Source organism: Rothia nasimurium, assembly GCF_928381705.1.
In the GTDB taxonomy this organism is placed as follows: domain Bacteria; phylum Actinomycetota; class Actinomycetes; order Actinomycetales; family Micrococcaceae; genus Rothia; species Rothia nasimurium_G.
Genome location: NZ_CAKMSR010000004.1, coordinates 32,443 through 56,312 on the forward strand (window position 1 = coordinate 32,443; position 23,870 = coordinate 56,312).

The 23,870-nt window shown below is 63.3% G+C and carries 16 protein-coding genes; 13 read left to right on the top strand and 3 right to left on the bottom strand.

The genetic code is table 11. The features are described from left to right. Window positions 1-71 precede the first annotated feature (71 nt). The 8 genes from hemE to hemL all read left to right on the top strand — a co-directional run bounded on the left by hemE (window position 72) and on the right by hemL (window position 9,455). Entirely contained in the window at window positions 72-1,199 is a 1,128-nt protein-coding gene (gene hemE, locus L6762_RS04555) for a uroporphyrinogen decarboxylase (protein WP_237185796.1), read from the top strand. Window positions 1,200-1,212: 13 nt separating this feature from the next. After that, entirely contained in the window at window positions 1,213-2,676 is a 1,464-nt protein-coding gene (hemG, locus tag L6762_RS04560) for a protoporphyrinogen oxidase (RefSeq protein ID WP_237185797.1), read from the top strand. Window positions 2,677-2,721: 45 nt separating this feature from the next. Further along, a complete protein-coding gene (gene hemQ, locus L6762_RS04565) occupies window positions 2,722-3,567 on the top strand; it encodes a hydrogen peroxide-dependent heme synthase (protein WP_237185798.1) in 846 nt (281 codons plus the stop codon). Further along, window positions 3,567-4,868, top strand: a complete 1,302-nt coding sequence (locus L6762_RS04570; protein WP_237185799.1) for a ferrochelatase — start codon at window positions 3,567-3,569, stop codon at window positions 4,866-4,868. The genes hemQ and L6762_RS04570 overlap by 1 nt, the downstream gene beginning before the upstream one ends. A gap of 382 nt (window positions 4,869-5,250) precedes the next feature. Further along, window positions 5,251-6,258: a hydroxymethylbilane synthase gene (gene hemC, locus L6762_RS04575; RefSeq protein ID WP_237185800.1), complete on the top strand. Its 1,008-nt coding sequence runs from the start codon at window positions 5,251-5,253 to the stop codon at window positions 6,256-6,258. Between the two features lie 4 nt (window positions 6,259-6,262). After that, the gene (locus L6762_RS04580) at window positions 6,263-7,084 is read left to right on the top strand and encodes a uroporphyrinogen-III synthase (RefSeq protein ID WP_237185801.1); all 822 of its coding nucleotides are present in this window, start codon (window positions 6,263-6,265) and stop codon (window positions 7,082-7,084) included. A gap of 32 nt (window positions 7,085-7,116) precedes the next feature. Beyond that, on the top strand, window positions 7,117-8,124 hold the full coding sequence (hemB, locus tag L6762_RS04585) for a porphobilinogen synthase (RefSeq protein WP_237185802.1): 1,008 nt from the start codon (window positions 7,117-7,119) through the stop codon (window positions 8,122-8,124). A 5-nt stretch (window positions 8,125-8,129) separates the two neighbouring features. Then, entirely contained in the window at window positions 8,130-9,455 is a 1,326-nt protein-coding gene (gene hemL, locus L6762_RS04590) for a glutamate-1-semialdehyde 2,1-aminomutase (protein WP_237185803.1), read from the top strand. A 232-nt stretch (window positions 9,456-9,687) separates the two neighbouring features. Here hemL and L6762_RS04595 read toward each other — a convergent pair whose 3' ends face one another. After that, the gene (locus L6762_RS04595; RefSeq protein ID WP_237185804.1) at window positions 9,688-11,025 is read right to left on the bottom strand and encodes a threonine/serine ThrE exporter family protein; all 1,338 of its coding nucleotides are present in this window, start codon (window positions 11,023-11,025) and stop codon (window positions 9,688-9,690) included. A 143-nt stretch (window positions 11,026-11,168) separates the two neighbouring features. Next, complete coding sequence (locus tag L6762_RS04600) at window positions 11,169-11,855, bottom strand: 3'-5' exonuclease (protein WP_185174396.1); 687 nt, start codon at window positions 11,853-11,855, stop codon at window positions 11,169-11,171. Between the two features lie 140 nt (window positions 11,856-11,995). Between L6762_RS04600 and L6762_RS04605 the strand changes: the two genes are divergently transcribed. Continuing rightward, window positions 11,996-15,472, top strand: coding sequence for an ATP-dependent DNA helicase (locus L6762_RS04605; RefSeq protein ID WP_237185805.1), 3,477 nt, complete (start codon window positions 11,996-11,998; stop codon window positions 15,470-15,472). 10 nt (window positions 15,473-15,482) lie between these two features. Then, window positions 15,483-19,163 (top strand): ATP-dependent DNA helicase, encoded by a 3,681-nt coding sequence (locus L6762_RS04610; RefSeq protein WP_237185806.1) that lies wholly within the window; start codon window positions 15,483-15,485, stop codon window positions 19,161-19,163. Here the strand turns inward: L6762_RS04610 and L6762_RS04615 are convergent. Continuing rightward, the gene (locus L6762_RS04615) at window positions 19,148-20,104 is read right to left on the bottom strand and encodes a phosphotransferase (RefSeq protein ID WP_237185807.1); all 957 of its coding nucleotides are present in this window, start codon (window positions 20,102-20,104) and stop codon (window positions 19,148-19,150) included. The two genes, L6762_RS04610 and L6762_RS04615, sit on opposite strands and share 16 nt — an antisense overlap. A gap of 53 nt (window positions 20,105-20,157) precedes the next feature. Between L6762_RS04615 and nudC the strand changes: the two genes are divergently transcribed. From nudC to L6762_RS04630, 3 genes are all read left to right on the top strand, one after another. Next, entirely contained in the window at window positions 20,158-21,375 is a 1,218-nt protein-coding gene (gene nudC, locus L6762_RS04620) for an NAD(+) diphosphatase (RefSeq protein ID WP_237185808.1), read from the top strand. A gap of 63 nt (window positions 21,376-21,438) precedes the next feature. After that, a complete protein-coding gene (locus tag L6762_RS04625) occupies window positions 21,439-23,265 on the top strand; it encodes an ATP-dependent helicase (RefSeq protein WP_185174401.1) in 1,827 nt (608 codons plus the stop codon). Next, a complete protein-coding gene (locus tag L6762_RS04630; RefSeq protein ID WP_237185809.1) occupies window positions 23,265-23,837 on the top strand; it encodes a M48 family metallopeptidase in 573 nt (190 codons plus the stop codon). The genes L6762_RS04625 and L6762_RS04630 overlap by 1 nt, the downstream gene beginning before the upstream one ends. Window positions 23,838-23,870: the final 33 nt, after the last annotated feature.

Consider the following 23,870-nt stretch of genomic DNA (forward strand, 5'->3'; position numbering starts at 1 on the left):
ACAGCTCCCTGTTGGGGTCTGGTGACAGGTTGTCTCTAAAGTTGTGCTTTAAACTTGGCAGAATGGTGTATATGAGTCAGACCGTGTCATCAGCGCTGCGTCAGCGCCCCCTGCTCACCGACGAGCAGCTTGCCCACCTGCCCGCTACCCACCCCTTGAAGACCGCCGGTACTGGCGAGTCGGCCATGATTCGTACCCTGACCGGGCGCGAAGCCGAGCACGCCCCGGTCTGGTTTATGCGCCAGGCAGGACGCTCCCTGCCCGAGTACCGCGAAGTCCGCGAGGGAATTCCCATGCTGGATTCCTGCCTTACCCCTGAGCTGGCCGCAGAAATTACGGTTCAGCCGGTGCGCCGCCACAAGGTCGATGCCGGTATCTTCTTCTCGGATATCGTCATCCCCATGAAGCTAGCCGGTGTGGGTGTCGATATCGTTCCCGGGCGCGGCCCCGTGCTCGATGCCCCCGTCCGCACCCTCGCCGATATTAAGAACCTGCCCGAACTCGAAGACTCCGCCCTCGACCCCATTCGAGAAGCTGTCGCCCTGACCGTTGAAAAGCTGGGCTCCACCCCGCTCATCGGCTTTGCCGGTGCCCCCTTCACCGTGGCCGCCTACATGGTAGAGGGCGGGCCCTCCCGTGACCACCTGCGTCCGCGCACCATGATGCACGCCGACCCCGAAGCCTGGGAAGCCCTAGGCGCCTGGGCCGCCCGCACCTCAGCCCAGTTCCTGGCTGCCCAGATTGAGGCGGGTGCCTCAGCCGTGCAGCTCTTCGACTCCTGGGCAGGCTCCCTGGGCGAGGCCGACTACCGTCGCTTCGTCATGCCCCACTCCGCAGCCACCCTCGCAGCCGTTGAACACTACGGGGTACCCCGCATCCACTTTGGTACCGGTACCGCCGAGCTGCTGCCCGCCATGCTCGAAGCCGGCGCCGACGTCATCGGCGTTGACTACCGCCTGCCCCTCTCCGAAGCCCAGCGCCGTTTGGGCGGCGGCATCGTGCTACAGGGCAATATCGACCCGGCCCTGCTGGCCTCGGGCTGGGAAGCGCTTGCAGCCCACACCGATGCGGTGCTTGAAGAAGGACGCAGCGCCCCGGCTCACGTGGTTAACCTGGGGCACGGGGTGCCCCCGACCACCGACCCCACCGTGCTGACCCGACTGGTCGACTACATCCACACCTCAACTCGCAAAGGCTAGGAAAAAGAACCCCATGGCACAGCACCAGCACCTGCATAACACCGCCCTGGTCATCGGCGGTGGCATCTCGGGCCTACTTGCAGCCCGTGAACTAGCCCGCGCCGGTAAGAAAGTCACCCTGGTTGAACGGGAAAGCCACCTGGGAGGTGCTGTAGGTGCCCACCAGCTAGCTGGCCTGGTGCTGGATTCCGGTGCTGAGTCCTTTGCAACCCGTACCGACGCCGTCCGCAACCTGCTGACCGACCTGGGGCTGAGTGACCGCATCGTGATGCCCGAGCCTCTTGGCTCCTGGCTCTACCTACCCACCGGGCCCTACCCCTCACCGTCCACCGGTGTTCTGGGCATTCCCGGTAGCCTCGATGACCCGGCCCTCAAAAAAATTCTGGGCCGGGCAGGCTACCGCCGCGCCAAGCTCGATGCCGTGCTGCCGCGCTCAGCCGGGTCTAACGCCAAAACCCTGGGTGAGTTGGTGCGGGTGCGTCTGGGCCAGCAGGTACTCGACCAGCTGGTAGCCCCGGTGGTATCCGGTGTGCACTCGGTACACCCCGACCAGCTAGAAATCGCCACCATCGCCCCCGGTCTGCTGACCGGCCTCCGCGAGCTGGGCTCCCTCACCGCAGCCAGTGCCCGCCTGCGGGCAGCCTCACCGGCAGGCTCCCAGGTTGCCGGTATCGAAGGCGGCATGAACCAGCTCTCCGAAGCGCTCGTGGATGACCTGCTCCGTCAGCGCGTGCGTATCGTCAGCGGCTTCGACACCATCGCCGTGGACCGCGACCCCGTCACCGGCGGGTGGACGGCCATCCAGCGTCAGCCCGAATACGGCGAAAAATCAGCCATTATCCGCGGCGAACTGCTGGTGGTAGCCACCGACGCCCAGACCTCCATCCGCCTGCTCGGGCCCCACCTACCGGCATCCGCCCTGCCCGCCGTTGCCCCCGGCCCCGAAGTCGCCCTGGTCTCCCTGGTGCTCGACCAGCCAGCCCTCGATACCGCCCCGCGCGGTACCGGTCTGCTGGTGAGCGAAGCTGCCACCGGCGTCCGCGCCAAGGCCCTCACCCACGCCACCGCAAAGTGGGCCTGGGTCGCAGAACGGGCAGGGGAAGGGCGCCACGTGGTACGCCTGTCGTACGGGCGCGGCAAGGACCACGACACCTCACCGCTCTCAGAACTAGCCCTGCACGATGACCAGCTGGTCACCCTGGGTCTATACGACGCAGGCCACCTGCTAGGCGTGCCCATCACCAAGAGCCACCTGGTCGCAGCGGACGTCGTGCGCTGGCGCAGCGCCCTGCCCTCCACCACGCCGGGGCACAGGGACCGTGTCACCGCCTTCCGCTCGGCCCTCGCCGACCTGCCCGGTGCCACCGCCGTCGGCGCCTGGATTGCCGGAACCGGCCTGGCTGCTGTCACCGCAGACACCCAGGAGCACCTGGGGCGCTTCATCCAGAAAAACACCGACTCATCAGCTACTGACTAAGTAGCGGCTACTCGCCTTCAACGTCCCACATCGAAAGGTAACCCCATGTCACACCACGGTAACCCTGCAGAACACCCCCACAGCGCCAGCTCATACGGCAGCGCAGGCCACGGTGCCTACAGCCACGGCGGTAGCGGCCACGGCGGCCGTCCGCCCATGCCCACCGCCAAGGACGCAGCCGGTAAAATTCAGGGCCAGCGCCCCGGCGAAGTAGCCGAAGGCGACAGCCAGTTCCACTACGCCCTCTACACCGTTTTTGCTCGCGAAGGTGCAGCCGACCCCGCCGCTACCGGCGCTGAGGCAACCGCCGAACTCGAAGCCCTGGTTGCTGAGCTCGAAGCCAAGGGCGTGATTACCCGCGGCTTCTACGACGTCTCAGCCATGCGCAACGACGCTGACGTGATGGTCTGGGTTCACGGTGCTGTGCCCGAAGACCTGCAGGCAGCAATCCGCAGCTTCCGCCGCACCGCAGCTTTCTCGGGCACCAAGATTGTCTGGTCAACCATGGGCGTACACCGCGACGCCGAATTCTCAGCCGGTCACACCCCCACCTTCGCCAAGGGTATCGCCCCCGAACGCTGGGTCTGCGTCTACCCCTTCGTGCGCTCCTACGACTGGTACACCATCAACCCCGAAAAGCGCCGCGAGGTCATGAAAAACCACGGCATGAAGGGCATTGACTTCCCCGAGGTGCTGCCCAACACCATCGCTACCTTTGGCCTGAACGACTACGAATGGCTCATCGCCCTCGAAGCCCCCGAACTGGTACTCCTCGTTGACCTCATGCGCTCCTTCCGCAACACCGAAGCCCGCCACTTCGTGCGCGAAGAAGTTCCCTTCTACACCGGCCGCCGCATCGAGGCCGCCGAGGTTGCCCAGGTGATCGCATAATGACCGTCCAGCTCCCTAACGACATCATCCCCAACCAGACCGACCCGGCCAACACCGCCTCCAACGGCCCTACCGTGCTCGATGAGAGCACTATCGGCACCTACACCAGCGAGCGCACCCTCACCCGCCCCCGCGCGTCCGCCCCGCAGGACTACGACCTGGTGATTCTGTCCTCCTTCGGCGGCCCCGAGGGACAGGACGACGTCATCCCCTTCCTGCGCAACGTCACCGCCGGCCGCGGCATCCCCGACGAACGCCTCGAAGAAGTCGCCACCCACTACCGGGCCAACGGCGGCGTCTCACCCATCAACGAGCAGAATCGCGCCCTACTGGCAGCCCTGCGCGAGGCTATGGCCGAAAAGGGCCCGGACATCGAGATCACCTGGGCTAACCGCAACTGGGAGCCCTACGTCAACGACGTGGTCCAGCAGGCCTACGACGAGGGAAAACGCAAGATTCTTGTGCTGGCCACCAGCGCCTACCCCGGCTACTCCTCCTGCCGCCAGTACCGCGAAGACTACGGAATCGCCCTCGAAAAGCTGGGCCTAGACGGCAAACTGCAGATCGACAAGGTCCGCCAGTTCTGGGACACCCCCGGCTTCATCCAGCCCTTCATCGACGGCCTGGTTGAAGGGCTCACGGACGTCCGCGCCCAGCTCGCTGCCGCCCAGCAGGCTGCCGCGGGTAACGGAAAAATCCGCATCATGTTCTGCACCCACTCCGTACCCACCAGCGCCGCCAACGAGGCAGGCCCCCGCGGCGTCGACTACGAAGGCGGCTCCGCCTACGTCGAAAAGCACCTGGAAGCTGCCCGCGCCGTCCTCGCCGGTGTACAGGCCGTTGGCCCCGCCCTCCTCGATAATGTCGACTGGGAGCTGGTCTACCAGTCCCGCTCCGGCCCGCCCTCCATGCCCTGGCTCGAACCCGACGTCAATGACGCACTCGAAGCCCTTGAAGGGCAGGTCGATGGCATCGTGTTGGTCCCCCTCGGCTTCGTCTCAGACCACATGGAAGTCAAGTGGGACCTCGATACCGAAGCTCTCGACACCTGCAAGCGCCTAGGCTTTGCAGCCGTACGAACCCCCACCCCAGGTACCCACCCCGCCTACGTTGAGGGCCTGCGCCAGCTCATCGCCGAACGAGTCGCCTCTACCGCCCCAGCCCAGGACGCCGACGGCGTACAGGCAGCCCGCCAGTCCGTTTGCGGCGGAAACGGCTGGTTCGACGCCTGCAACCCCGACTGCTGCAAGTCCCAGCGCCCCGGCTCCGACAAGCCGGTGATTGCTGATTACAAGGGGTAATTTGCTGGACGGGTAGGCTGCAGGGGCAAGTTGGTGCGGTGCGTAAGCGTGCGCCGCGCCGACAGCCGCTCTCGCTCCTCGCCTGGGGGCTCGTCGCGATTCACCGCCAGCCCCGATCCACGTCGGCTTTCGGCGCACGCTATCGCACCTCCGGCACGTCTAGCTGGGCACAGGGGGGGCACAGGAATATATTTTCCTGAACTTGCCCTAGGGGCGAGGGGACGCGCTTGATGCCGACTGGCTGGGGCTGGCATGAATTGAGCGAGCGCCCTAGCGCGAGCTCAAGAAGGTTAGTCGGCAAAAGCGCGTCCCGAAGCCCCTGAACCCAAGCTCCTAACCTCGGGACTTAAACTCTGATAAAGATTGCACGAAAGGACGCTCATTGGCAGCTCGAACATTTACCGTAGGTACGCGCGGGTCGGCTCTTGCGACCACCCAGACCGGCTGGGCTGTTCAGCGTATACGGGAGGCGACCGGCATTGAGCTAGAGACCGTCACCGTCAAAACTGAGGGAGATGTGCTCACCGGCCCCCTGTCTCAGCTGGGTGGTACTGGTGTTTTTGCTGCGACCCTGCGCTCCCGTCTGCTTGATGGGGGAGTGGATGTGGCCGTCCATTCCCTGAAAGATCTGCCCAGTGCGCCCTGCCCGGGGCTGACCGTTGCTGCTACCCCGGAGCGGGAGGACCCCCGCGATGCTCTGTGCGCCCGGGACGGTCTGACCCTCGATACCCTGCCTGCTGGCGCCCGTGTGGGCACGGGGTCGCCGCGTCGGGCCGCCCAGCTGCTGGCTATCCGTCCTGACCTCACCATTGTTGATATCCGCGGTAATGTGGGTACCCGCCTGGCCCGTGTGGCTGGCAACGAGCACTACGGGGTGGGCGCCCACGGCCTGCACGGTGAGAAGAAGCTTGGCGCTATCACCGGTGACTGCGATGCGGTTGTGCTGGCTGCTGCCGGTCTGCACCGTCTGGGCCTCGCTGAGACCATTACCGAGTATCTGGGGGTTGACAGGGTTGTGCCCGCTCCCGGCCAGGGGGCTCTCGCTATCGAAATTCGTACCGACGATGCCGGCGAGCAAACAGAGCTGGGGCAGGCTGTAGCTGCTGTCAACCATACCGAAACCCAGCTGGCTGTGACCGCTGAGCGCGCCCTGCTCCGCCGCCTTGAAGCGGGCTGCGCCGCCCCCATTGGGGCTTACGCCCTGGTGGACGCTGGCCAGCTCGTCCTTAACATCGCTGTAGCTAACCCCGATGGCACCGAGCTGCTGCGGCATACCGTGCAGACAGAGACCCTGTCGGTAGAAGCCGCCGCCTTCCTCGGCACCCAGGCCGCCGATGACCTGCTGGGCAAGGGCGCTGCCGCCCTCGCCGGTCTTGAAGGCGGTGCTTAGATCTGTGACTTCCTATCTCATTACCCGCACCCCGGCTAAGGCCACTGCGCTGACCAGCGCTCTTTTGGAGCAGGACGCCGAAGCGCAGCTACTCTACGCCCCCATCCTTGACCCCGTGGGCACCGAACCAGAAGACTGGGAAGAAGTCGCTTTCGCCCTGATTCGCGGGGAATTCTCTTGGGTCACTTTCACCTCGGTTAACGGGGTACTGGGCCTAGACGCCCTGGCACAGGGGCTGGGCCAAAGCCTGGTCGAGCTGTTAGGCGCTGCCCAGGTTGCAGCCGTCGGTCGGGCTACCGAGGCAGCCCTGGTTGAGCGGGGCCTGCTGGTCGACTTCGTGCCCGAAACCCAGTCAGCAGCCGGAATGGTCGATGAGTGGCTCATCGACGAAGAATGGGACAACCCCATGGACGAAACCATCTTGGCCGTCCAGGGAACCACAGCTTCCCCGACCCTTGAAGAAGGGCTCACCGACTACGGCTACACCGTAGCCACCCTACCGGTCTACGACATGCTGCCCTACCCAGCAGAGAACCCCCTGACCGAGCAGAACCCCGCTGACCTTGACGCTCCGTCAGGTTCCGCGCTCACCCTGGGCGAGGCTGTCACCGCGCTCGCTACCACCGACGTCCTGATTGCAACCTCGCCCCTGCTGTTGCAGACCCTAGCGGACGCCGCCGGCAGCACCCTGCCCCCCACCGTTGCCATCGGGGCCAGCACCGAAGCCGCAGCCCGCAACCTACCCGAGCAGCAGCGTCCTGCCACCATCACCGTGGCGGCAAGCCCCGCCGCCGCAGACCTGGCAGCAGCCGCCCTCGCCCTCTAAGCTAAAAAGACACCTACCTGTCAAGGAAGACCATGTTTGAACCCTCAGCCCTCCCGGTGCGTCCCCGCCGCCTGCGCACCACCGGCCCCATGCGGGCCCTGACCGCCGAAACCGCCCTAACCCCGGCTAACCTGGTGCAGGTGCTCTTCGTGCGCGACGGAATTGAGGAGCCCGTTGCCATCGAATCCATGCCCGGCCAGTATCAGCACACCCTGGAGACCGTTATCGACGAGGTACAAAAAGCCGTGGACGCCGGCGTGCGCTGCATTGACCTCTTCGGCGTGCCCCGCGATGAAGATAAGGACGCAGCCGGTTCAGCAGCCTGGGCCGAAGACGGTATTCTCAACCGGGCTATCCGCGCTGTGCGCCAGCACTTCGGCGACTCGGTGGTCGTCATGGCAGATACCTGCCTCGACGAATTCACCGACCACGGCCACTGCGGCCCCCTGATCGAAGATGCCTTCGGTAACACCGTCGTTGATAATGACGCCGCCGTGGAGTCCTACTGCAAGATGGCGGTTTCCCAGGCGCGCGCCGGTGCCCACACCGTCAGCCCCTCCGGCATGATGGACGGCCAAATCGCCGCCATGCGCACCGCCCTCGACGAAGCCGGCTTCACCGACGTTTCTATCTTGGCCTACTCCGCCAAATACGCTTCGGCCTTCTTCGGCCCCTTCCGCGATGCGGTGGGCTCCACCTTCACCGGCGACCGCAAAACCTACCAGCAGGACCCCGCCAACCGCCGGGAATCCCTCTACGAAGTCCAGCTCGATATCGAGCAGGGCGCCGATATGGTCATGGTCAAGCCCGCTACCGCCTACCTGGACATCGTGCGCGAAGTCGCCGACTTCTCACCCGTCCCCGTTGCTGCCTACCATGTCTCCGGCGAATACGCCATGATTGAAGCCGCTGCCGCCGCCGGCTGGATCGACCGCAAGGCCGTAGCCCTCGAAGCCCTCATGGGCATCCGCCGAGCAGGCGCCTCCATCATCCTGACCTACTACGCCACCGAAGCCGCCACCTGGCTCAACGAAAGGTAAACCCCTTGACCGTCTCAGAAGACCTCTTTGCTCGCTCCGCCCGCGTCATTCCCGGCGGCGTCAACTCACCCGTACGCGCCTTCAACTCAGTTGGCGGCACCCCCGCCTTCATGGTAGAAGCCTCCGGCCCCTACCTGACCGACGCGGACGGCCACAACTACGTGGACCTGGTCTGCTCCTGGGGCCCGGCCCTGCTTGGCCACAAGCATACCGGCGTGATTGAAGCCGTCCACGCGGCTGTAGAGCACGGCCTCTCCTTCGGCGCTTCAACCGCCGCCGAAACCGAACTGGCTGAACTGGTGGTTGACCGTATCAACGCTGTAGCCCCCGGCACCATCGACCAGATTCGTATGGTCTCCACCGGTACCGAAGCGACTATGACCGCCATCCGCCTAGCCCGCGGCTACACCGGCCGCGACAAGATTATTAAGTTCGCAGGCTGCTACCACGGCCACGTCGATGCCCTGCTCTCAGAAGCCGGATCCGGCGTTGCAACCCTGGCCCTGCCCGGCTCGGCAGGCGTCACAGCCGCCACCGCCGCAGAAACCATCGTTCTGCCCTACAACGATGAGGACGCCGTCCGCGCAGCTTTTGCCGCCAACCCCGGCGACATTGCCGCCATCATTACCGAAGCTGCCCCCTGCAATATGGGTGTAGTGACCCCGGCTGAGGGCTTCAACGCCTTCCTACGTGAAATTACCCGCGAACAGGGCGCCCTCATGATTTTCGACGAGGTGCTCACCGGCTTCCGCGTCTCATCCGCAGGCTACTGGGGCTACTCAGCTCCCGCTGAAGGTAACTGGGCCCCCGATATCTTTACCTTCGGCAAGGTCATCGGCGGCGGCATGCCCATGGCAGCCCTGGGCGGTAAGCGCGAAATTATGGAATATCTGGCCCCGCTGGGCCCCGTCTACCAGGCAGGTACCCTCTCGGGTAACCCCATCGCCATGGCTGCTGGTCTTGCAACCCTCAAGGCCGCTGACGCTGCTGTCTATGAGACTATCGATACCCGCTCAGCCCAGCTCCAGGCTGCCCTGGTTGAAGCCTTCAACGCTGCCGGGGTCAACCACTCCATCCAGACCGCAGGTAACCTCTTCTCTGTTGCCTTCGGTACTGATGAGAAGGGCGTACACAACTACGACGACATCAAGGCGTCAGAAACCTACCGCTACAATGCCTTCTTCCACTCCATGCTGAACTCCGGCATCTACCTGCCCCCCAGCGCCTTCGAAGCTTGGTTCCTTTCAGCAGCGCACGATGACGCCGCCATGGACCGCATCATCGCGGCCCTGCCTGACGCCGCCCGAGCAGCGGCAGAGGCGACAGCCTAGGCTCATACCTTCTACGGGGGGCGGCGCACTGGCCGGTAGCCAACTGGCTGGGTCTGGCATGAATCGCTAGTGATGAGCACCGAGATTCCGAGCGCGCGAGGAAACAAATCTCGGTGCGAATCTGGCGAGCTTGGGAGCCAGTTAGCGAGCCAGCGAGAAGGTTAGTTGGCGAAGGTCAGTGCGCCGCGCCCATAGTTGTGCCTGCTTCACCTACTTCTGCGTGTAAGTTTCCTTATCTCATGTGCCCCTGCGGCAGGGTGGCCAGGTTCTGGGTGTCGCGGTCGTAGAGCCAGTTCTTGTCCATGAGCAGGCGGGACAGGGCCAGACCCATTCCTAGAGCAGCGAAGATGAGCAGGACCTGCACGAAGCTGGCTAGGGCCTCATTGACATCGCCGTTAGAGAAGTGGGCCATGGACATGTAAAACATGACACCGGGAACCATAGTGACGGTAGCCGGCACCGCCAGGGAGATGCGGGAAACCCTGCGGGCATGGAAGGGAGCAATGATTTCTGAGAGTACCCCGGCGGTAAATACGGCCAGAGCGATGGCGAGGTGGGGCGCCCACCCGGCCTCTACCAGCCAGATACGACCCGGGTTTACGATTGCGGCGATTGCCCCTGCCCAGGTGCAGGAGAGGGGAGTGGCTGAGAAAAGCATGGCGAAGCCGAAGGCTGCGGTGAAGGAGGCCAGCATCTGAAGGATCAGGAGCAGCCAGAAGCCCAGGTGCGGGGCTGGGGCCTGCTCTAGGGGCAAGCTAAAGACCAGGGAGATGAGCCAGACCGAGAAGGACGCACTACCCAGGAGCAGGGCAACATAGGTGAGGCGGGAGATACCGGAGGAAAAATCCATGCGGGCTATTTCTAGCATGCCGGTGACCAGGGGGAAACCCGGCACCAGGTAGAGAATCGAGGATATAAAGCCCACCAGGTGGTTATCCGCGATGAGACCGGGGGCGATGAGCGCCGACATGACTCCCACATAGATACCGGCTGAGAGCAGGCCACAGAGCATCCAGACCGCCATATGGTTGAGACCCCGGTGGGCGAGGGTGGAGCGTAGGAGCTGGCCGGCGAAGGCCGCGATGAGAACGACTGAGCATTCAATGACCCCGCCCCGGTTGAGGAAGGCGAAGGCTGCACAGGCTAGGGCTGCAGCGAGAGCTAGGAGCCAGGGGGTGTAGAGAGGTTTTTCTTTCTCAATGCGGGTGAGCGTTGCGTCAGCTAGAGCTAGGTCGATGCGTTCGGGCAGGGACGAGACGAAGTCGCTGAGCAGGTCGATTTTGTAGGCGGAGATTCCCTTGACGCGGGTTTCTGCAATTTCGGTGCGGAAGTTGCCGCCAGAGTAGGCGGTGGTGGAGAGTTCGGTGAAGTGGACCTGGGCGTGGTGTTCTTCAAGTCCTACGGCTTTGGCCAGGCGGGACATGGAGGTTTTGACGCGGTAGGCGCTGGCTCCAGATTTCATGAGGAGCAGGCCTAGCTTGAGGACGACCGCTGATTGGGCTACCAGTTCTTTGTGCTGGTTGCGGGTGGAGCCGAGGTAGATGCTGTTGGTGGGCGCGGGCTCGTTCACGGTCATCCTTGCGGTTGTGGTGTATCTGCTTCTTTAAATCTAGTAGGGGGAGGGCAGAAAAGGACGCCGGTGGGCAGGTGACGGTGCTCAAGGCACCTACCTGCCTACCGGCGTTCTGACGGAGCCTTCACGCTACCTGAACCTTAGTCGGTGCGCACCGGCCAGGCGCCGCTGACGTCCGCCTGCTTGCCAATGCGGTTGAAGTAGTCTTGCAGCTCGGCTGCCTGCTCGGCCGCCCAGGTAATCTGCTGCTCGTGCAGGGCTGTAGCAGGCTGTTCGATCTCTTCGTATTCAAAGCTCATAGCCGTCAGCAGGCGCTCAGCTGCCAGGGCGTCGTCCTTCGAGGTGTGGGCGTTTTCCAGCTCCACGCTGTATTCGCTGGCCAGCACTTCCAGGGTGCGCTTGCCCTTCTTGAACTTGTGCACGTGCTTATTGATAACCAGGGGGTCAAGCACGGGGTAGCAGGTCAGCGGCGGGTATCCGTAGCGAGCCAGCTCAAAATGCAGCACCGAGAAATCGTAGGCAGCGTTGAAGGCGATGACGGGAACACCGTCGGCAAAGAGACCGCCCAGAGCCATAGCCACCTCGTAGGCAACCTGCTGGGCAGGCTTGCCGTGCTCGCGGGCGTACTCGGTGGTGATGCCGTGAATAGCGGACGCCTGCTCAGGAATCTCAACCCCGGGGTCAGCTAGCCATTCCCCGGCGCGCAACACCTCGCCGTCCGGAGAAACCAAGACCAAAGAAGCCGTGACGATACGGGCAGTCTTAGGGTCGATACCGGTTGTCTCAAGATCGAAAGTGGCGCGGGGAAGCTCGGTCCATGAAGTCATACCTTCGATAGTAGCGACAGAACCTGCACTACAAAAATATTTGAGGCAGGTGGCGCCCAGGCTCTTAAAATGTCAGCCACCTATGATGAACTTGGAATACAGTGAGAACCTCGACCACGACAAAAGATGGGGAGTGCACGGTGATACACGAGCAGCTAGAGACTCAGGGCGATACCTTGCTTCTGGGCGCGCCCGGCAGCGGCAAAACCCAGGCCCTACTAGAAGTAGCTACCGCATTCATTGAGCAGGGTAAAGACCCTGCCCGTCTGCTGGTGCTCACCCCCTCACGCGTCAGCGCAACCAGATTCCGAGAAGCGCTCTCAGCCCGTATCACCGCAACAGTCTCAACCGCCCCGGTGCGAGCTTGGCAGGCTTACGCCTTTGATCTGCTGCGACGGGCCCATATCGAGGGTTACCTACCCCACCTGGACTTCACCCCCAAGCTCCTTTCAGGCCCTGAGCAGGACGTCCTGATTAAAGAACTCCTCGACGGCCACCGCAGCGGCGAAGGCTCTGGCATTATCTGGCCCGATGACCTCCGTGAAGCCCTTGAAACCCGCGGTTTCCGCCACGAGGTGCGAGACTTTTTCGATCGCATGGCCGAATACGACCTCACAGCCTCAGCAGTTACAGACCTAGCGCAGCGCTTCGACCGCCCCGAGTGGCGGGCCCTGGCTAAGCTCTACACTGAATACCGCCAGGTGCGCGCCCTCCGCGCCCCGCATGCCTTCGACCCCGCAGCCCTTATCCACGAGGCCACCAAGACCCTGCTAGCCCACCCCGATTTTCTGAGTGCAGAACGCGCCCGCTTTGACCTGGTGCTCATTGACGACGTGCAAGAACTCACTCCCTCTATCTACCGGCTACTGGCTGTTCTGACCGGCAGGTCAGCAGAGTATTTGCGTACCACAGCTAGCAACTCACTGGCCTCTGTCACCGAAGCCGAATCACCAGACCTGGACGGCCTTCTTGCCTCGGGCCCGGCAGCGGTTATGACCTGCTGCACCGATACGGTCGTGCAGGGCTTCCGCGGAGCCAGCCCCCAGCTGGCAGCCAGCCTCCCCGACATCTTCCCCTCTCTCGTTACAGAAGAGCTCACCACGAGCTGGCGCATGGCACCTGTTATCGCCGAGCGCTGGGCAGAACTAGCCTCCCGCCTACCCGTTGTGCCCCGGGCAGCCCACCGGCGCGTCCTTACCCCCGCCCCGCAGGCGCCCAGCGAAGAAGCCCTCCTGCCGGTCGGGGACGACGGCGCCCTGCTAAACCCCGCAAAAGCAGCAGAACCAGACCCCGAGGTGCAGGGCCTGGTTGTAGAAACCCCCCAGCAGGAAAACCAGCTGCTAGCCCAAATGATTCTTGAAGACCACCTCTACCGGGGCAGGGCCTACCAGCGTAGCGCTATTATCGTGCGAAACGGCTCAGACGTCACCCGGCTCAAACGAGCCCTCATTAACCTGGGTGTTCCCGTACAAACAGCAGCCTCCATCACCCCCGTGCGCGATGAACCTGCCGCCCGCCCCTTCCTCGATGCCCTGGGGCTAATCCTGCACACCCGGCGTCTACGGGCTACAGAGCGGGCCACGAGCCCTCACGCTGCAGAGACAGAGCTTTCAACTACCCAGCAAGCAAACACCTGGGGCCTGGGCGCTGATACTGCGGTTTCCCTGCTGACCTCCCGCTTGGGCGGGGCCTCGACCATGGACGTGCGTCGTTTACGCCAGCGTCTCCGCGCCGAAGAACTGCGCGCCGGGGGCACCCGCGACAGCGATGCCCTCCTAGTTGAAGCCCTCGTCAACCCCCAACTACTGCCCACCGGCGAAAGCAGCGCCGCTGCCCGCCGCCTGGGCCGGGTACTCACCGCAGGCGATAAAGCCCTCAACCAGCCCGGCGCTACCGCCGAAACCGTCCTCTGGGCACTCTGGGAGGCCTCAGAACTTGCCCCCCTCTGGAAAGCCCAGTCCCTCTCAGGCGGTGCAGGAGCCGACCGCGCCGGGCGAGACATCGACGCCATGATAGGCCTGTTTGAGGCAGCCGAACGCTACACCGACCAGATGCCAGGAGCCACCGCCGAACAGTTCTTGGCCTACATCGATGCCCAAGACCTACCCATGGATACCCTGGCAGAGCGCACCAACCACCGCGACGCCGTAGAAATCATGACCCCCGCTCTCGCCGCAGGGCGCGAATGGGACACCGTCTACATCGCCGGCCTGCAAGACGGCACCTGGCCGAACACCACCGTCCGCGGCTCCCTACTGGGAACCCTCGACCTTGTGGACGCAGCTACCGGGCGCCTGGATACAAACGGACGCAATAACGGTGGGGGAGTAGCTCCCGGCTATTCGCTCCTTGAACGCCTACGCTCCAACCGTTTCGACGAGTTCCGTATGTTCGCCACAGCAACCTCCCGAGCCCGCTCCCGGGTAGTCTGCACCGCTGTATCTTCTGCAGCCCAGGCCCCCAGCGAGCTGCTCGATATTTTTGCCCCGGCCCCCGGCGGCGAGCGGCCCCTCACCGAGGTCCGCCGCCCCATGACCCTGCGCTCGCTGGTTGCCGAACTGCGCCAGTGGTCAGAAGCCCAGCATATTTCACCGGCGAAAGCCGATGCTGCTGCCCGCCTGCTGGGCCGCCTCGCTGACCCTGAGCAGACCTCCGGGCTGAACCTACCCGGTGCCCACCCCCGCTCCTGGTGGGGACTGCTGCCCCTGTCCTCACAGGCCCCGGCCTTTGAAGGGGACGGGCCGGTTCCGGTATCGCCGTCTCAGATTGAAAAGATTCACCGCTCGCCCCTCGACTGGTTTGTAGCTGCCTCCCGTGCTGAAGCTGCCACCGACGCCTCGCGATCGCTGGGCACTCTCATCCACGCCATTTGCGAAGATATGCCCGATGGGAACGGAACCGACCTGCGCGACGAGCTCCACCGCCGTCTACCCCAGCTAGGGCTCCCCAAAACCTGGGAGAGCCAGAAGATGGTGGAGCGGGCCGAGGGCATGCTCCAGAAGTTCGCCGACTACGTGCGAGACCTCAAGGGCAAAGGACGCTCCCTGGTGGGCGTCGAAGGTTCCTTTAGTGTGCTGGTGCCCGGCCCCGCCAAGGACGCCCTGCTGTCGGGGCGTGTGGACCGCATCGAAGTAGACCAGGTAGGGCGCTTTATCATCATCGATCTGAAGACCGGTAAGAGTAAGCCCAGCAAGGCAGACCTTGAACAGCACCCACAGCTCGCTGCCTATCAGGTTGCTCTAGAAGCCGGTGCAGGCGCCCTGATGCAGCAGGCCCTACAGCACGATGCCCTAGCCCAGAAAGAGGGTGAGCAGCCAGCGAAGCCGCAACCGAACCAGGTGCCGGTACTCGATGGGCTCCACGAGCTTTCTGGCGGTGCCCTGCTTCTACAAATTGGTGGGACCACGAAGAGCTACTCCGAGCAGGAACAGGCCCCTCTGACCGCTGAAAGTACCTGGGCCGTTGAACTCATCAACCGGGCTGCCGAACTGATTGCAGGGGAGCACCTGCAGGCTCGGCATACCGCAGGTGGCCCCTTTGGCATCGGCTGTGCCCTCCCCGATATTTGCCCCATCTGCTCACGGGGCCGCGCTATCACCGTCCGCCCCGCCCAGTAAAGGCAGAATCATGACTGAACAGAAGCCAGCAGAAACCTTTCTCAGCCCTGAAGATATTGCAAAAGCCCTGGGCCGCCCCCTACCCACAGCGGAGCAATCTGCCATTATCAGCTCCCCGCTGGTACCCCGCCTGGTCGTAGCGGGAGCAGGCTCGGGTAAGACCGCCACCATGGTGGACCGTGTGGTGTGGCTGGTTGCAAACGGGCTTGTGCGCGCCGACCAGGTACTGGGGGTGACCTTCACCCGCAAGGCCGCCGGTGAACTGCGGGAGCGTATGCGCTCCCGCCTTGAAGAGCTCCGCCGCCAGGGGCTCGTGCGAGAAAACCCTGATCAAGGCGCGGACGGAGTTACGAGCGACCCCACCATCTCCACCTACCACTCCTACGCTAATACGCTGGTGCAGCAGTACGGGCTTCGCATCGGCGTAGAAGACGATGCCCAAATGCTGGGTGGCGCTCAAACCTGGCAGCTGGTTGCCCAAATCGTGGAGCACTATGAGGGCAAGCTGCCTGAAAAAGACGTCGCTAAATCAACCATGGTGGAAGCCATCATCAAACTCTCGTCCGAGTGCGCTGAACACCTGGTAAGCCCCGATGCTGTTATCGACTGGTGCACAGAAACTCTGAAACAGGTAGATCACCTGGGTAAGCCCACGGTTAAGGGGGCTACCACTGAACAACGAGCCCTGGTGCAGGGGCTACAACTGCGTATTTTTTACGCTGAGCTGGTCAAACGCTATTCGTCCATCAAAGAACAGATGCAGGTGATGGACTACGGCGACCTCATCGCCAAGGCTGCCCACATCGCGAAGACCGTACCTCAAGCTGCGCAGACAGAACGGGAACGCTTTAGGGTGGTGCTGCTGGACGAATTCCAAGATACCTCCCATGCCCAGATGCAGCTCTTCTCCGATCTGTTTGGGGCAAAAGCAGATGCCCCTGCCCACCCCGTGATGGCGGTGGGCGACCCCAAGCAGTCTATCTACGGCTTCCGCGGAGCTTCTGACGGCCAGCTCTTTAGCTTCTACGACTACTTCCCGGCAGAAGACCGTACCGCCAGCTACCTCACTGTGGCCTGGCGAAACGACACTTCTATCTTGGCGGCTGCTAACCGGGTAGCTGAGCCCCTGAGCGTAAGCCCCGACTGGGTTCAACGAACCCACACCATCGAGGTGCCGCCCCTGGTCGCGCGCCCCAACCCCACTGCGGGGCGGGTGCTGGTAGGGGAGTACCTTACCGACCTGCAAGAAGCCCGTGCCCTTGGCCAGATGATTGCTGAGCAACGCTCTAGCTTTGCTGGCCGCCCGCTCTCCGACATGCCGACCATGGCCGTCCTCTGCAAAAAACGGGCCATGATGGAACCCCTGCAAGAAGCCTTCGACGAGCTGGGCGTCCCCTACCAGGTAGTAGGTCTGGGCGGTCTGCTCGATACCCCCGAAATCGTAGATCTGGTGGCGGTACTCCGAGTGCTGAGCGACCCCGGCCGTTCAGATGCGCTCATGCGCATACTGGCTGGCGCCCGCTGGCGGCTCGGCTTATCTGACCTGCTAGCCTTTGGCGAGTGGGCAGAAGCCCTTAAACGCCAGCGAGAACTTGAAATCAGGTTTGGCATTACAGCCCAGGCCGCTGCCCTGCGCGCCGAACAGGAAATCCTCGACGAGGTTGAGGGCCTGAGCGAAGCCGCTGAACGCGGTGCCACCAGTGCGAGGGACCTAAAGGACGCTGGTGAGCAGGTGCCCGCGTCCGCTGAAGACTACCGGCGCCTGCTCCAGGCTGCCGCCCCCGACGTCACCGACGGAGCCTCCCTGATTGAGGCGCTCGAAAACCTGCCACAGGAGGGCTGGGTCTCAGCCCGCAGCGGCCGGTCCATCAGCGCCGAAGGCTTGAAACGACTTCAGGCCGTATCGAGGGAACTGACCTACCTGCGCCAGTTCACCGCCGATGACCTCACCACCCTCATCAGCGAAATCGAGCGCACCCTCCTGCTCGATATCGAGCTAGCTGCCCGCCCGGGGGCACACGCAACATCGGCCCGCAGACACCTTGACGCCTTCTACGATGTGGCCGCTACCTACGAGTCCACAGCTCCCCGCGTGAACGCCCTGCTCTTGGCCGCTGCCAACGGCCAGCCCCTGGAAGAGGGAGAAGCCGGCGTCCGCTTTGCCCTCAGCGCCACCGGCGCCTCGGCATCGGGAATTAGCGGCTTCTTAGCCTGGCTCGATGCGGCAGCCCAGCAGGAAGCCGGGCTCGAAATGGCAGCAGAGACCCCCCGCCACGACGCGGTGCAGATTCTTACCGTGCACGCTTCAAAGGGGTTGGAGTGGGACCAAGTGTATATTCCGGGCATGGCTGCCGGAGACTTCCCCGATGCTAAGGACGAGCGATGGACCAAGCAGTCGGACACCCTGCCCTGGCCCCTGCGCGGGGACGCCGCCTACCTACCCGGCTGGCGGTCAGACTTTGATCATTTGCAGGATCTCGGTGGTTTCATGGCCCAGCTCTCGGAGCAGGCGGTAGAACACCGCACCCTGGAAGAGCGCCGTCTGGCCTACGTGGGGTACACCCGTGCCAGATCCCTGCTCGTTCTGACTACCTCGGCCTGGAAGGGAACCACGGCTAAGCCCCGCCTCATGTCTGATTTTGTCGCCGAGTTGCTCGATGCCCCGGTTGAGTTAGCTGAAATTCTGAGCGATCTTGACCCTGAGCAGGTAGGCACCGTCAACCCCCAGTCAGCCACGATTACCACTGCCCTCTGGCCCTTCGACCCCTTCGACGGGCCCCACCAGATGACCTGGACCTCCCTTCAGGAACTCGAAGCAGCAGGCCCTGCACCCAGCCCGAACGAGAGCAAACAGGGCAACCTAACAGGGCTCAGCCCCCGCCAGGTAGTCGAGCGTGCAGCCCAGAACGTGCTGCGCGGTGGGCTTGAGGCAGATGTGCTAGCTGAAGCTCTCGCTGCCCTCCCCGACCCCACCCCGGAGCAGGCCCAAGAGGCACGAGACGCTATCGAAGACTGGCAGGAAGAAACCGACCTGCTCCTGAGCCTGCTGGCCGCACCCGCGGAAAACAGCTCCTTCGAGCTACCCGGTCACCTGTCAGCCTCCCTGCTCGTCAACCTGGTCAAAGACCCCCAGGCCGTCATCGATAACATGCGACGCCCCATGCCCCAAAAGCCGGGTATCGCGGCCCGCCAGGGAACCATCTTCCACAGCTGGGTTGAAGACCACTTCGGCACCAGCGGCATGCTCGACATGGACGAAGATTTCGATGACGACAGCACCGAAGAAGAGCTCAATATTCCGGCCCTGCGAGAGAACTTCCTCGCCAGCGACTGGGCAAGCCGTGAGCCCTGGGCCCTGGAATACCCCCTTGAAACTCCTCTGGCTGGGATCACTGTACGCGGCCGTATCGACGCTATCTTTACTCGGGTAGACGGGGACGGCGCAACTATCTGGCAGCTGGTGGATTGGAAGACCGGGCGCCCCCCGCGTACCAAGAAGGAGCTGAAGGAGCGCTCAGTGCAGCTCTCCCTCTACCGCCTGGGCTTTGCCCGCTTGCAAGGGGTGCCCGAAGAAAATGTAGAAGCCCACTTCTTCTATGCCTCCACCGGAGAGAGTATCGAAGTTACCAACTTCTCCACCCGGGCAGAGTTAGAGAAGGCTGTAGAGCGAGCAGCTCAGCTGGCTGGTTGAATCGCCCCAACAGCTCGTAACTCGGCTTCAAGATGATCCAACATAGAAACAGCTTCTGAGATCATTACCCTATCCTCTAGCTCAACCCCGCGGATGAGCCATTGGGCCAAACCGAATTCAGCATAGAGATTAGCTCGTGCTTCGAGGTTACGGTCGGGTTCCTGGGGCATTTCTTCCCGGTAGCTTGCGAAGACGCGCTCTCTAAAGAGGGGGTCTTCGCAGGCGTAAAGCCAGGCAAAGTCAGCAGCGGGGTCTCCCACGCAGACTTCTGACCAGCCGGTGATTTCAACAATTTTTTTCTGGTCAAGCACGAGGTTATCTTCGTTGAGGTCCCCGTGAATGACGCGGGGGCGGAAGTCCCACATCACCGTGTTGTTGAGTTGCTGCTCCCAGCGGGTGAGCAACCCGGAGGGCACCTTACCGGTGGCTACAGCCAGGTCCAGCTCTGCAAGCCTGCGCTCGCGGACCTGCTGGCCGGTGTAGACCGGTAGATCGGCGTCCTCAACGATGGTGGTGGGGAAAACGTGAATGGTAGCGATGTGGCGGGCAATCTCGTCCGCAATATTGGGCTGGCCCTCGCGGGTTCGGTGGGAGAGGTCCGCTAAATCGTCGATGTCGTAGTGGGAGCCGGGGTTGTGGGTGTAGATGAAGGCCTGCCGCCCGTCGAGGGGAACGGTACCCACAATGGTGGGTACGAGGAAGGGCAGGCGGGCGCGGAGCCCCGGCGTGAAAGACTGGAGAATGACGTGTTCCGCTTCGAGGCGCACGCTCGCTTCGGGGTGCTTGGGGGCACGGACGCGCCAGCGCTTGTCGGCTGAGTCAATGATGATGGCTGAGTCGAAGTCGAGGGCGTCGTCGGCTGAGGGGAGGGCGGCTACGGGGTAGAGCCCGGGGACCCCAGCTGATACGATGGCGGCAAGTTGAAGCGGTGTTGAAGTCACACTTTTAAGGGTACAAGAGAAGTTGGAACGAACCCGATATGAATGCTGAAAATATGACTAATCTGTCGGCATCTAGTTCGCAGGACGATACGGACGCAGCACCCGGCGTGGGCGGGCAGGGCTGGTTTTCGCCCCTGGGGCGGTTACCGCTGACTACTGACCGGGTGCGAACCAGCGGCGCCGTGCGGGAGCGTCCAGGGTTCTTCGCTCACCTGGGGCAGGCCCTGACGGGCGGGCAAGACACCACAGATAGAACACCCAGCGACCTTTACCCCTGGCTTCTTAGCCCCGCCCTGCTGGCAGTTGACCGGGGCAAGGTGCTGGTTCACCAGACCGGCCAGGGGCTAGAACCGTTGGACCTAGCGCAGGTTTTTGATCTGCATACTGAAGCTGTACTCGACTACACGTCCCGCGACCGTCACCAGCACCCAACCCTCATCTTCGCAGGAAGCCGGGTAGCGGCGTCCGCACCTACACAGAAGGGGGAGACAACCGAACAACCCGTGCTCGTAATCCTGGCTGACTTTGACCGCTTCTTAGACCTGGGAGAATCACCCCTGAACCTCCAGGGCTTTGAAAACCAGGAGCAAACCCTCGCTGAGGTGGTAGCTGCCCGCTCGGGCGGCGAGTGGGTGAACATACGCGACTACGCTGCCTTCGCCTATGAGGGGCAGGGAGCAGCCTTCGCCTGGGGCGAGGTGCTGGCGGCTGCGGCGTCCTTGAGCGCCTGGCATGCATCCTCTGGTTATGATGCGCGGACGGGCACCCCCACCTTCGCTACCCGCGGCGGCTGGGTGCGGGTTACCGAAGAGGATAGAGAGCTCTTTCCCCGCACAGACCCCGCCGTTATCACAGCCGTTACCGCTGAGTTTGGGGGTGAGAGCAAGATTCTGCTGGGACAGGCGCGGGCCTGGGGAAAAGGGCGCTTTTCTACCTTTGCCGGGTTTGTTGAGGGCGGTGAAGCCCTCGAAACCGCTGTCCTGCGCGAGGTCTACGAGGAATGCGGCGGGCTGGTTACTTCACTGAAGTATCTGGGGTCGCAACCCTGGCCCTTCCCCAGGTCGCTGATGTGCGGTTATCTTGCTGAAATCTCCAATCCCGACCAGGTTGAAGCTGACGGGGCTGAGATTGAGGAAATCCGCTGGTTCAGCCGATTAGAGCTCCTTGATGCCCACCGGTCAGGCGCTGTGCAGCTGCCCGGGCCGAGCTCTATTTCCCGCCGCCTGATTGAGTTCTGGCTGGGGCAGCCCCTGGGCCCTGCTGGGCGGTAGACTAGATAGCTGGCGTGGCCGCGCGCGGCCAGCAAGAACATACGAGGGTAGGGGAGAAGCACCATGATTCACGATAAGCTCAGGGCCCAGCCCATTACCCTGTCTGCCCCCAACCCCGAGACTATCCTTGAGGGGCTTGACCCCGAACAGCGTCGGGTGGCTACCGAATTGGCCGGGCCCATGTGCGTGATGGCAGGTGCCGGTACCGGCAAGACCCGGGCCATCACCCACCGCATCGCCTACGGTATCGCCATCGGTCGCTACAACCCACGAGCCGTCCTGGCTCTCACCTTCACCAACCGGGCAGCCGAAGAAATGAAGGTGCGCCTGCGCCAGCTGGGTGCCGCCGGGGTTGTAGCCCGTACCTTCCACTCAGCCGCTCTCGCCCAGCTACGCTATTTCTGGCCCCAGGCCATCGGTGGAGCCCTGCCCGAGATTATCAAGAACAAGTCCCAGTTCATCATCGAATCAGCCCGCCGCCTAGGGCTGGCTACCGACCGGGCCATCGTGCGCGACCTCGCCAGCGAAATCGAGTGGGCTAAGGTTTCCATGCTCACGGCCGACTCCCTCATGCCCCACCTGGCTCACCGGGAGCTGCCGGCAGATATCAGCCCCATCGACATGGTGCGCCTGCTACGTACCTACGAGGAGCTGAAGGACGAGCGCAACGTCATCGACTTTGAAGATATCCTGCTGCTGACCGTTGCCATCATCGAAGAAAATCCCGATATTGCCGCTCAGATTCACCAGCAGTACCGCCACTTCGTGGTCGATGAGTACCAGGACGTCTCCCCCCTGCAACAGCGCCTACTGGATGCCTGGCTAGGGCGCCGCGACGACCTGTGCGTGGTAGGCGACGCCTCCCAGACCATCTACTCTTTCGCCGGTGCAACCAGCCGTCACCTGCTCGAATTCCGCACCCGCTTTGAGGGGGCGACCGTGGTCAAGCTGGTGCGTGACTACCGCTCCACCCCGCAGGTGGTCGACCTAGCCAACCGCCTACTAGCTGCCCGCCGTCAGATGCCCGATTCCACCCGCTACTCCTGGGCCCCGCCCCTGCAGCTGGTCTCCCAGCGCGAGCCCGGGGCTAAACCCGAGTGGTTTGAGTACGCCGATGACGAGCAAGAAGCAATCGGTATCGCTGAAGACATCAAGGACCTCATCGACAAAGAGGGCGTCCCGGCAGCCGATATCGCCGTGCTCTACCGCACCAACTCCCAGTCAGCTGCCCTGGAACAGGCCCTCACCGACGCCGGAATCAACTATCAGCTGCGCGGCGCAGAACAGTTCTTTGACCGCCCCGAAGTCCGTGCCGCCATCAGCATGCTCCAGGGCGCAGCCAAGGGCGCTGAAGCTACTGACAGCGTCACCCAGCTTGTGCGAGATAACCTCAAAAACCTGGGCTGGTCAGCCAAAGCCCCCCAGCGTTCCGGCCAGGAACGAGCCCGCTGGGAGTCCCTTGAAACCCTGGTGTCCCTTGCCGACCGCCTCGCCGACGAGCGCAGGCAAGCGCGGGAGCGGGCGTCCGCTAACGGCGCCACCGACCTGCCCCCCGAATTCACCCTCTACGAGCTGGTTGCCGTGCTCATCCAGCGCTCCCAGCACCGCGATGCCCCCTCCCTCAACGGCGTCACCCTCGCATCCCTGCACGCAGCCAAGGGCCTGGAGTGGGAGGCCGTCTTCCTCTGCGGCCTCAACGAGGGCCTTATGCCCATCTCCTTCGCCCAAACCAGCGACGAGGTAGACGAAGAACGCCGTCTCTTCTACGTCGGTATCACCCGCGCCCGCTCCTACCTGACCCTCAGCTGGTCGCGCTCGCGAACCCCCGGCGGAAGGGCTGGGCGCAAACGCTCCCGCTTTATCAACGACATTGCTCCCAAGGGGGTCTAGTGGCTATTTCGCGTGAGATTCTGCCGGCAACGGCGTCCCGCCCCGAGATTGAGGTGGTGCGCTCTACCCGCCGCACCCGCACGGTGCAGCTAGCTCCACCGAACCAGAGCGGACGCTTGCGCCTGATGGTCCCTGCTGCCACTACAGCTGAGGAAGTCGAGGGCTACCTTGCCCGTCTGCTTCCCAAGATTGAGGCCCGTCGGGCCCGCAAAGACGCCGGTGCCCAGCGGGGTGCCCGTGATGAGTTTTTGCGGGAGCGGGCAGACTATCTGCGTGCTACTTACCTGCCCGAAGCCCCAGAGCCGGTGTCGATTCGCTGGGTGACCAACCAGAAACAGCGCTGGGCTTCTGCCACGGCAGCCGAGCGCACTATCCGCATCTCGCATACACTTCAGGGCGCACCGGAGTACGCCCTGGATTCAGTGATATTTCACGAGCTCTGCCACTTTCTAGAGCCCAACCATTCACCGGCTTTTAGAGCCCTTGAAGCCCGCTACCCCCACCTTGAGAAAGCTCGGGGTTTCTTGGAAGGCGTCAACTTTGGGCAGAAAAAACAAGCAGAGGGTGCCTGAAAGAAGGGGGTCTAGGGAAGATGTTTCCCTAGA